General features: G+C 51.4%; 7 protein-coding genes and 1 pseudogene. 6 read left to right on the forward strand and 2 right to left on the reverse strand.

Annotation, left to right across the window (positions count from 1 at the left end; all coding sequences use genetic code 11):
* Positions 1-64: 64 nt before the first annotated feature.
* A complete protein-coding gene (locus tag ABNT28_RS08595) occupies positions 65-1,312 on the reverse strand; it encodes an ammonium transporter (RefSeq protein WP_348721398.1) in 1,248 nt (415 codons plus the stop codon).
* A 377-nt stretch (positions 1,313-1,689) separates the two neighbouring features.
* On the opposite strand from ABNT28_RS08595, the gene ABNT28_RS08600 reads away from it, so the two are divergent.
* The 3 genes from ABNT28_RS08600 (at position 1,690) to ABNT28_RS08610 (ending at position 4,094) form a co-directional block, all read left to right on the forward strand.
* Entirely contained in the window at positions 1,690-2,640 is a 951-nt protein-coding gene (locus ABNT28_RS08600) for a carbohydrate kinase family protein (protein ID WP_348721393.1), read from the forward strand.
* 9 nt (positions 2,641-2,649) lie between these two features.
* The gene (locus tag ABNT28_RS08605) at positions 2,650-3,555 is read left to right on the forward strand and encodes a pseudouridine-5'-phosphate glycosidase (protein ID WP_348721394.1); all 906 of its coding nucleotides are present in this window, start codon (positions 2,650-2,652) and stop codon (positions 3,553-3,555) included.
* Between the two features lie 122 nt (positions 3,556-3,677).
* Positions 3,678-4,094, forward strand: a complete 417-nt coding sequence (locus tag ABNT28_RS08610; protein ID WP_348721395.1) for a hypothetical protein — start codon at positions 3,678-3,680, stop codon at positions 4,092-4,094.
* Between the two features lie 27 nt (positions 4,095-4,121).
* Here the strand turns inward: ABNT28_RS08610 and ABNT28_RS08615 are convergent, their stop codons facing one another.
* Positions 4,122-5,150, reverse strand: coding sequence for an ester cyclase (locus tag ABNT28_RS08615; protein WP_348721396.1), 1,029 nt, complete (start codon positions 5,148-5,150; stop codon positions 4,122-4,124).
* A gap of 176 nt (positions 5,151-5,326) precedes the next feature.
* On the opposite strand from ABNT28_RS08615, the gene ABNT28_RS08620 reads away from it, so the two are divergent.
* The 3 genes and pseudogenes from ABNT28_RS08620 to ABNT28_RS08630 form a co-directional block, all read left to right on the forward strand.
* Entirely contained in the window at positions 5,327-6,385 is a 1,059-nt protein-coding gene (locus ABNT28_RS08620) for an ester cyclase (protein WP_348721397.1), read from the forward strand.
* A gap of 210 nt (positions 6,386-6,595) precedes the next feature.
* Positions 6,596-7,831: an extracellular solute-binding protein gene (locus ABNT28_RS08625; RefSeq protein ID WP_332924574.1), complete on the forward strand. Its 1,236-nt coding sequence runs from the start codon at positions 6,596-6,598 to the stop codon at positions 7,829-7,831.
* Positions 7,832-7,893: 62 nt separating this feature from the next.
* Positions 7,894-8,200: pseudogene (locus ABNT28_RS08630) on the forward strand (sugar ABC transporter permease); the annotation flags it as partial.

Raw genomic sequence — 8,200 nt, forward strand, 5'->3', positions numbered from 1 at the left:
AAAAAGGCGGGGATGGTGCCCCCGCCTTTGCTATTCGGTTCATGATATAATCGTCATCACATGCCTATTTCGTGTGATAGCCATATTCGCCATGCTGGGTGATGTCGAGACCTTCGATTTCATCCTGTGTGTCAACGCGCAGACCATTGGTCGTCGCGCTAATCACTTTCAGGATCACAAAGCTGGCTAAGGCTGTCCAGATGACGGTAATGGCAACCGAGCTGAACTGAACCCATAGCTGGGATGATGCCGAGACGCCATCAGCAAGACCAAGGCCGCCAAAGGCAGGCAAGGCCAGATAGGCAACAAGCAGACTGCCCAGAATGCCGCCAACACCATGCACGGCAAAGACATCAAGCGAGTCATCGATCTTCATCTTGACGCGGATAAGGTCAACCGCCAGATAACAAGCACCACCGCCAACAAGGCCAAGGATCAAACCGCCTGGTACGCCGATATAGCCAGAGGCCGGAGTCACCGTTGCAAGACCCGCAACCATACCAGTTACAATACCGACAAGCGATGGGCGGCCAAAGCGTGCCCATTCGATGACCATCCATACCAGCGATGCGGTCGCCGCGGCGATATGCGTGACAAGCAAGGCCATGCCAGCCCCCGATCCAGCGCCTAGCGCCGAACCGCCATTGAAACCAAACCAGCCAACCCACAGCATGCTGGCACCAATCATGGTCAGAACCGGACTATGCGGCGGGGTTACCGATTCAGGGAAATTACGACGTTTGCCAAGCACCACAGCGCATACCAATGCGGCGGTGCCTGCGGTGGCATGCACAACGATGCCGCCTGCAAAATCCATCACACCCCATGCGGCCATGACGCCACCACCCCATACCCAATGGGTCACAGGGGCATAAACAACCAAAAGCCAGATTGCCGAAAACAGCAGAACAGCCGAGAACTTCATGCGTTCGACATAGGCACCAATCACCAGTGCCGGTGTAATCACCGCAAATGTCATCTGGAAGGCGGCAAAGACAGATTCAGGGATTGTCCCCGACATGCTGTCCAGCCCGATGCCACCCATAAATAGATTACCGAAATCGCCAAACCACGCCCCGTCACCACTAAAGGCCAGTGAATAGCCCGCGATCACCCAGAGGATCGACATCAGACAGGCGATGGCAAAATGATGCATCAGCACCGAAACAATATTCTTTGATTGCACAAGACCAGCATAAAACAGCGCCAAACCAGGCAAGGTCATGAACAGGACAAGGGCGGTCGCTGTCAAAATCCACGCTGTGTCACCGCTATTGAGCGCGTCCGACGCGAAAGCTGGTGCAGACACCATACCGAAACCGGCCAGCGCCAGAGTGGCGCACGCCACCGAAACAAAACTACGCATGATATTCTCCGTTTGACTGGGGACGTTATATCGACCCCGATTTTAATTTGCGCTTAGTGTCGTCGGCGGTGATGAAATAGCAAGATGAATGCTGTTATATTAGGCATAATTGCCCAAAATGATGAAAATTCATGCAATCAAGCGGTATGTAGCATAATTTTTAGGCATTTATGCTTATGCGCCATGCCGATTATAGGTGCATTTGGGTTATCAGTTACGGAGGTGCTGACTTTGCAATAGGAAAGCGTCATAATGTGGGGTAAAGCGTCATACTGAGGCGCCTTTATTCTTTTCTGTTTTTTTCGTGATGATAGACATATCCGATGACCCACATTCCCGATAAGCCGCCGGCAATATCAAAATCGATCCTGGTCATTGGTGGTGCCAATATCGATGTCGTGGCAATGTCAGCCCATGGTGACCTGGTGCTTGAAGAATCGAATAAGGGCGAGGTCGATTTTGGCTGTGGCGGGGTTGGACGCAATATTGCCGAAAATCTGGGGCGTCTGGGTCTGGCACCACAATTTATCAGCGTTTTTGGTGACGATATGCTGGGGCAGCGGTTGCGCCAAAGCTGTCTTGATGGTGGCGTGCGGCTGGATCATGCGATCATCCGTGACGGGGCAAAAAGTGATAGCTATGTCAGCATTCATGATGGCCGAGGCGAAATGCATGTGGCACTGCATCAGATGGGGTTGATTGATAGTCTGACGCCAGCCATTCTTGATGCGATTGATCCAGTGATCGCGCAAGCTGACGCGCTGGTGCTGGATGCCAATCTGCCTGTTGATATGCTGGCAGGTATTTTTGCGCGTACCAAGGATAAGGCCGTGTTCTGTGATTGTGTGTCGGCGTTAAAAGCGGCAAAGCTGATACCTTTTCTGGATCAGATCACCTGTTTGAAAGCCAATATGAATGAAGCGCGGGTGCTGACCAGCCTTGGTCAAGATGCCAAGACAGATGTTCTGCTGCGCGCCTTGCGCCCGACTGGGGTTGCGCAGATCATCATGTCTGACGGGGCGAACGGATTTGTCGCGGTCACACAAAGCGATATGGTGACCAAAATACCAGATAGCACGCAGGCCGTAAATGTATCGGGTGCTGGCGATGCCCTGTTGGCCGGATTTGTCTATGGCTGGGCACATGAAATGGCATGGGCGGCGCGGGTGGATTTTGCACATGCAGTGGCGCAATTCACTTTATCATCCCGTAAGGCGGTGCATCCTGATATAACGGCGGCATATATTCACGCGCATTATGCGCCTGTTTCATAGGATCCGAGGATGATTGACTATACTGACGAAGTTGCCGATGCGCGCGCCACTAACAAACCGATTGTGGCGCTGGAATCGACCATCATTTCACATGGCTTGCCATGGCCGGATAATCTGGAAACCGCCAAGCGGCTGGAAGCGGTGGTGCGCGCGGCAGGTGCGGTGCCAGCAACGATTGCGGTGCTTGATGGGCGTGTCAAAATCGGATTGAATGAAAGTGATTTAGAACGGCTGGCCACACCAGACAGCGACATCCAGAAGCTGAGCCGCCGTGATTTGCCACATATTCTGGCGCAAAAGGGGCATGGTGCCACCACCGTTGCCGCCACCATGATTATGGCGCAAAAGGCCGGTATCAAGGTGTTTGCGACAGGGGGCATTGGCGGTGTGCATCGCGGTGCACAGCAGACGTTTGATATTTCCGCCGATTTGCAGGAGCTGGCGAAAAGCGATGTTGCGGTTGTCTGCGCGGGGCCAAAGGCGATCCTTGATCTGTCCCTGACGCTGGAATATCTGGAAACATTGGGGGTGCCCGTGATTGGCTATCAGACCGATGAATTGCCAGCCTTCTGGTCGCGCAGTTCGGGGCTGAAATTGACAAGCCGCGCCGAGACGCCAGAAGAGATTGCCGCCATGTTATCGGCAAAATGGTCATTTGGGCTGGCCGGGGGCGCGGTGATTATGAATCCCGTTCCCGAAGATGATGCGATTGCCGAAACCGACATCAGCGCGGCGATTGATGCGGCACTGGCAGCGGCCGACAAACAGGCAATCAGTGGTAAGGAATTAACGCCGTTTCTGCTTCAGCATATGGTTGCTTTGACGGGAGGTGACTCGCTAAAAACGAACATCGCGTTGGTGCTGAATAATGCCCGTTTGGCCGCGAATATTGCCGTTGCGATGGCGGCATCCTGAACCAGCCTTATTCTCACTTTACCTGCATGTTTGTAAAATTGATTTAGATCAATGTGGCTGGTTGCGAGGCATGATAGGCATTGTATCGACTTTTCAACAATAATTGTTTGGGAGATTGATTGATGCAAGAACATCATAGAACCATGGTAAGTCGCGCCGCATATGGCAAGCTTACCGGCTTTATATTGGGCCTTCTGGGTTTGGTTATCATCATCTATACGCTACCAAATCTGGGTTGGGCTATCCGGTTTGGAACCCTGTTTTACAGCATAAATCTGGGGCTTCTAGTCGGCATTTTAAGTGTTGATATAAAGCATCCGGTGTTTCCAATTGAATTCAAATGGTGGCTGATGGGGCCAATGATGGGCGCGTGGTTTAATTTTACGCTGATGCTGTTTATTGGTGATGCCTATGAAAAAATACTAAACCAGTCAGAAACATTTCTATCATATTTTTCATCGCCATTATGGATGGTTCTGGATGGCGCGATTTGCGGGCTTATTATCAGCTTAGTCGTTCATAGAATGGTCAAAGAGTGATCCAGCTTAAATAAGGCTGGGAAGGTGCTAGAGGTCGCGTTTGGGGTTTCCGCGGATATGTTTGAGGCGGGCAAAGACATCAAGCCCCATTTGATGAAGCATATATAAAATGTCGATCGGCACCCAGTTTTCGGTGATTTTACCATCGACCAGATGATAGAAATCCATCACCCGCATTTCGATATGCTTGCCAGTGGCAGGTACGCCGAGCCATTCGCCCCTATGTGTGCCAGTTACCGATGGCCAGCCACCTGTTACAACAAAGTTCCCGTCGCCAATGCGGATATAATGGCCGGCGCCCTTGCGGTCGGGAAAGCCAGTCAGAAAGGGAATCTGGTGATGCGCGCGGAATCCATCCATGCCACGCGTGGTGCCAATACCAGCTGGGCCGTACCATAGGAATGTATCGCCCCAATAAGCCCCATGTTGCATGCTGTCGAGAGATTTGCCGTCAAATGTCTGCAGCGCATTATGCATGTCTATAACGGTGTCAAAGGCACGCGCGCCAGCGGTGGAATCCTGTATATCAAGGCGGATTCCTGCACTGCTGGATGGCGGTTGCCATGCGCCCTCGGCACCTAATGACGGGGCTATAGGCCACACATCTGCCTGACGCATCAGGTCCAGCAAATCAATCAATATGTAGGAATGGGCGATCTTGTCGCCACTGATATGGTGCACCTCGCAACTGCGGATATGCACAACGCCATTTGTAGCTGGAATACCGCATAAATCCTCAGTAAAGGTGCCCTGATAATGCCCCATCGTCGCGATCAATAACCGACCGTTCAGGCTATCATCCATGCGGGCATCAGGTTTGCTGTAGCCGCCTGTAAAAATGCTGTCGCGCCGTTCCATATCGGGAAGGGCGGTGCGTAATTGGTGCCAAAAGTCATGAATGGCATCATGCCCATGTAGCTTGTTAAAGGGGTGGCTTGCCCATAGATGCGCATCTGCGTGATAGGCATCTTGGACATTGCCAGCTTGTGCCAGATTATGCAGATGCCGATGTGCCGTATGTTTGGCGGCGATAATGGTTTGTTCGTCTGTGGTCATGTCATATCCGGTTTGGCTGAGTGCTGATGCGCAAGGCTGTTTGGCTGTGATGATGTCATCATGACCTATTTTGAATAGGTATGCAAAAACTCTTGCCAAAGTTTTTGATCGGTGTCTAGGTTTGGATGGTTTCAATATTTAGCATTATGGCGCGCCGCACTGGCCAAAGGGTTTTTATGACATCAAAGCATTCTATCAATAAAGACCTTATCCACCCTTTGCGCAAAGCCATGTATGACTTTACGCCTGAAGGAGTGCGCGCCGAGATCAAAGCGTTGTTTGCGCCCGATGCCGCCATTCATCTAGCGCATCCTTTTGAAACGCTGGCGGGGCCAGAAGGGTTGATCGAACAGGCGTTGATGCCGCTTTATAACGCGTTCCCTGATCTGGAACGCCGCGATTATCTGGTGATGGCAGGGGCAGCCATGACCGACGATGGTAATAGCGACTGGGTGGGATGCTGTGGCTATTACACGGGTACCTTTATGGCGCCTTTTCTGGATATTCCGCCAACCGGACATCAAGCCAGCATGCGGTTTCATGAATTTTACCGCTTTGAAGATGGGAAAGTGGTCGAGATGCAGGCGCTATGGGATATTCCCGAAGTGATGATGCAAGCCGGCGTGTGGCCGATGAGCCCAAGCATGGGGCGTGAATGGCTGGTGCCCGGGCCAGCTACGGCGGATGGTCTGTTTCTGCCCGCATGGCATCAAGATACCGCCGATGCAAGTGTTCAGCTTGTTCTGGACATGCTCAAAGGTTTGGGCAAATTTGCAGAATCAGGCGCGGCCGCGATGCAGCTGGATAGATACTGGCATCCACATTTTAGTTGGTATGGCCCGTCAGGTATTGGTACAGGCCGCGGTATTTCGGGTTTTCGGAACTGGCATCAAATCCCCTTTCTAGCTGGTATGCCTGACCGTGGTTCGGGGCCCGGGAAACGATATTTTTTCGGGGATAATGACTATGTCGCGGTAACGGCATGGCCAGGTATGGCGATGACGGTGAGCGGCGACGGCTTTTTGGGCATTGTGCCCGCAGATAAGAAAATCACCATGCGCAGTCTTGATTTCTGGCGCTGTGAAAACGGGCTGATCCGCGAAAACTGGGTGCTTGTCGATCTGTTGCATGTTTATAACCAGCTTGGTGTTGACGTGCTGGCGCGGATGCGGGCGATGACGTCGGCTAACCCTTATGGCCCCAACCGCCAGTTCTTTGAGGCCAAGCCATCCTGATGCTGTTGTCTGAATGACAGGGGCGGTGTTTGGTGCCGATTGCATAAATAAACCGAAATGAACCATAAGCGCGACTTTATACTTTACATTCTTTGCATACGTATTCAAAGTTTGGAGTGGAGTTCTGCTTAGGTGAAATCGAACGCTTAGGCTTTGGGCGGCGTTTCGCCGTAGGTTGATAAAACAAAGACTTTTTTAAGGAGTGAATTTATGAACATGTTGTCAAAAATAGCACTGACAGCAGCTGTTGCAATTGCTGGATCATCTTCAGCTTTTGCTGGTTGTGGAGTCAGTTCCGGCTCAGTGCGTATCATTGCGAATGACTTTCCAGCATCACAGGCTGTGTCTGCAGAAGCCATGAAATGTGATGGTAGCGGCGCGTCAGTGTCCGTTAACCTGAATAAAGATTATAAAGATCTTATCGTCGCGGCTATGACAGCTAACCCTGCTGAATATACCACGTCACATGCGACAAACAGCACGCTTGTTACGTTGATGAATGACGATCTTGTGCGTCCGTTGAATGATTATGTTGCGAAATATGGTCAAGGCATTGCCAAGTCGCAGTTGATTACGGTTGATGGCAACGTGATGGCGATTGCCTTTATGGCGAACGCCCAGCATCTGTTCTATCGTCAGGACATTCTTGACGCGGCTGGCGTTGGTGTGCCCGCAAGCTATGATGATGTGTTGGCCGCGGCCAAAGCGATCAAAGACAAAGGTCTGATGGATTATCCGATTGCCGGTACATATAAGGCTGGCTGGAATCTGGGTGAAGAATTCGTCAATATGTATCTTGGTCATGGTGGCTCGTTCTTCAAGCCAGGTTCTGCAGAGCCAGCGATCAATAACGCTAAGGGTGTTGCCACATTGAATATGATGAAGGCGCTTAGCGAATATATGAATCCTGATTTCCTGACGCATGACTCGAACGCAGTTCAGGCATCATGGGAAGCTGGCAATGTCGCTATGACAAATCTGTGGGGTTCACGCGCAGGTGCGGTGACTGATGGTGAAGGATCTACTGCCGACATCGAAAAGAACACAAAATTTGCAAGCGCACCTACTGCGGCTGGTGGATCAGTTCCCGCATCTACTTTGTGGTGGGATGGTTTTGCTATTGCCAAGAATATCTCGGACGCTGATGCCGAAGCCACATTCAAGGTTGTCATGGCTAGTATTTCTTCGGACATGGCAAAAGCGAATGTTGATAAGGCCAACTGGTTGATGCCAGGTGTGCCTGCACGAGCTACTGGTGTTGGTGTTATTGCAACAGCCAATGGCGCGGCGGCACCATATCCGATGTTGCCTTATATGGGTGCATTGCATGGGGCTGCGGGCGGCGAGCTTGCCGACTTCCTACAAGGCAAGGAAAGCGCTGAACAAGCACTTGCCGATATTGAAGCGGCTTATCGTGCAGCAGCTAAAGAAAAAGGCTTCCTCTAGGAAGCTGACTGGCTGGAGAGGGGTTTGTCTCTCTCCAGCTATTTTACTTTAAGATCTGAACCATGCCACATCGTACATTTATGAGCTTTATCTGGCCGTCTGCACTTGCAATGCTTTTGTTCATTGCCTTGCCGATCGTATCAGTTGCCGTGCAATCGCTGTTTGTTGCGCATGAGCAGGTATTTGTTGAGGTGGAAAATTGTGGTCCCTTTGGATGCACAACAGTTCAAAAAATTGATTCACAAGCAACCGCGGCGTTGCGCGCGGCGCAACCACTTGGCCAGTTCAATGGTCTAGGCACTTATTTGAACCGTAATCATCTGGCATCGGCTGAGATTTCCGAGGCATGGCAGACGAGGACTGATCTTG

Source organism: uncultured Candidatus Puniceispirillum sp. (assembly GCF_963979125.1).
In the GTDB taxonomy this organism is placed as follows: Bacteria; Pseudomonadota; Alphaproteobacteria; order Puniceispirillales; family Puniceispirillaceae; genus Puniceispirillum.

Coding starts and splice junctions, on each gene's coding strand:
- ABNT28_RS08625 (WP_332924574.1), top strand. CDS start 6,596: ATGAACATGTTGTCAAAAATAGCACTGACAGCAGCTGTTGCAATTGCT.
- ABNT28_RS08620 (WP_348721397.1), top strand. CDS start 5,327: ATGACATCAAAGCATTCTATCAATAAAGACCTTATCCACCCTTTGCGC.
- ABNT28_RS08615 (WP_348721396.1), bottom strand. CDS start 5,150: ATGACCACAGACGAACAAACCATTATCGCCGCCAAACATACGGCACAT.
- ABNT28_RS08610 (WP_348721395.1), top strand. CDS start 3,678: ATGCAAGAACATCATAGAACCATGGTAAGTCGCGCCGCATATGGCAAG.
- ABNT28_RS08595 (WP_348721398.1), bottom strand. CDS start 1,312: ATGGTGTCTGCACCAGCTTTCGCGTCGGACGCGCTCAATAGCGGTGAC.
- ABNT28_RS08600 (WP_348721393.1), top strand. CDS start 1,690: ATGACCCACATTCCCGATAAGCCGCCGGCAATATCAAAATCGATCCTG.
- ABNT28_RS08605 (WP_348721394.1), top strand. CDS start 2,650: ATGATTGACTATACTGACGAAGTTGCCGATGCGCGCGCCACTAACAAA.